The following is a 1,754-nucleotide window of genomic DNA, read 5'->3' as shown; positions in this document are numbered from 1 at the left end:
GACCGTCCGTCCGGTGGTGGCTTCCGTCGCGACGACCGTCCCTCGGGTGGCTTCAACCGCGACGACCGCGGTGGCGAGCGTGGCGGCTTCCGTCGCGACGACCGTCCGTCGGGTGGCTTCCGCTCCGGTGGCGACCGTCCGGCCACGGGCAACGGCACGTACAACCGTGACGACCGCGCCTCCGGCGGCTTCCGCTCCGGCGGCGACCGTCCGTTCAACCGCGACCGTCGTGACGACCGTCCCTCCGGTGGCTTCCGCTCCGGCGGCGCCGGCGACCGTCCGTACGGCCGCCGCGACGACCACCGTCCGTCCGGCTCCGGTTCCACCGGCGGCTTCGGCGGCCGCCGCGACGACAAGCCGCGCTGGAAGCGCAACGGCTGACCGCAGCTGAGCTGAACCCCTGAGAAGGGCCCGTACGACACCCGGTGTCGTACGGGCCCTTTCTCGGTTCCGGAGGGGACTGCTGGAAGATGACGAGCCGTCACGAGACGTCGGGGCCGGCCCACGGCGGGCCGTCGAGTTCAGCACCTCGGGCCCGCTCGCCATAGCCGGCATGACGGGGCCGGGGTACCCCCGGCCTGAGCCGGTGAACTGACGGCGACAGGCCGGTCGGTCGATACCCGATCGGCTGACCGGCGCGGTCCGGCTATGCTCTGGGGTGAGCACCCGGAGGGCCATTAGCTCAATTGGCAGAGCAGCGGACTTTTAATCCGTTGGTTGTCGGTTCGAGTCCGACATGGCCTACCGCTCACGGGCGGGGGCGAAGCCTCCCGTCCGGCGCCGAGCGCCCCTTCCCGTTCCGACGGGAGGGGGCGCTCGGTCGTTTCCGGGCCCTGCGCGAGCGGACGGCCCGTCATTCCCCGGGGGCGGGCCCGAAAACCCGGTGAACCTCCCGGTCGGAGCGGGTAGCGTCGCCGCGCGTGACTCCCGTTCTGCGCACCGGACGCCTGCTCCTCGACCCGTACGTCCCCGAGGACGAGGAACGCTTCGTGGCGCTCTTCCAGGACACCCGGGTGTCCCGGTGGATGGGGGACGGCCCCGCCGCGGAGGCCGAGGACCGGGCCCTCTTCGGGCGGGTCTTCACGAAGGTCTATGCCGAGGACCTCTTCGACGTCTGGGCCGTGCGGCGCGAGGGCGAGCTGATCGGGCACGCCGAGATCAAGCGGACCGACGAGGTCGACGGACACGAGATCATCTACGCCCTCGCCCCGGAGGCCTGGGGAGCGGGCCTCGGCACCGAGATCGCGGAGGCGATCGTCGCGTACGCCTTCGCCTCCCTCGGTCTGACCGAGGTGCACGCCACCGTGGCCGCCGCCAACACGGCCTCCCTGGGCCTGCTGAACCGCATCGGCTTCACGCACGTCCGGGACGTCCGGGAGGACGACGGCTCCACCACCCGCGTGCTGACCCGCCGGCGCACGCCCGCCGACGGCTGACCGCCCGCATCTGCCTCCGCCGCAACGCGAAGCGCCCCGCCCGGTCGGACCGGGCGGGGCGCTCCTGCGTACGGAGTGTGGATCAGGCGGACAGGCTGCCGCGGCGGCGGCGACCGAGCCAGGCGGCGGCCGCGCCGAGCACGACCAGGGCGGCTGCGAGGCCGGCGTACAGGCCGGTGGAGGAGCCCGCGCCGGTGTGGGCGAGGGAGCCGGTGGCCGTCGTCGCGGTCGTGGCCGTGCCCGAGCCCGTGGTCGTCACGCGGGTGTTGCCGGTGGAGGTGGCGACGGCCGGCTGGACCGAGGGGACGGTGGAGGGGG

General features: G+C 73.8%; 2 protein-coding genes, 1 tRNA gene and 1 pseudogene. 3 read left to right on the top strand and 1 reads right to left on the bottom strand.

Features of this window, described 5'->3' with window-relative positions; translation table 11 throughout:
* The 3 genes and pseudogenes from PV721_RS13535 to PV721_RS13525 form a co-directional block, all read left to right on the top strand.
* A pseudogene (locus PV721_RS13535) lies at positions 1 to 381 on the top strand (RNA helicase); the annotation flags it as partial.
* 290 nt (positions 382 to 671) lie between these two features.
* Positions 672 to 744, top strand: a tRNA-Lys gene (locus tag PV721_RS13530).
* A gap of 176 nt (positions 745 to 920) precedes the next feature.
* Positions 921 to 1,436 (top strand): GNAT family N-acetyltransferase, encoded by a 516-nt coding sequence (locus tag PV721_RS13525; protein WP_319723704.1) that lies wholly within the window; start codon positions 921 to 923, stop codon positions 1,434 to 1,436.
* A gap of 82 nt (positions 1,437 to 1,518) precedes the next feature.
* Here the strand turns inward: PV721_RS13525 and PV721_RS13520 are convergent.
* On the bottom strand, positions 1,519 to 1,754 hold a 236-nt coding region (locus PV721_RS13520; protein ID WP_319723702.1), incomplete at its 5' end, for an LAETG motif-containing sortase-dependent surface protein.

Origin of the sequence: Streptomyces sp. MB09-01, assembly GCF_033794505.1 — a bacterium.
Taxonomy (GTDB): domain Bacteria; phylum Actinomycetota; class Actinomycetes; order Streptomycetales; family Streptomycetaceae; genus Streptomyces.
This window is presented reverse-complemented; position numbering and strand designations above follow the sequence as displayed.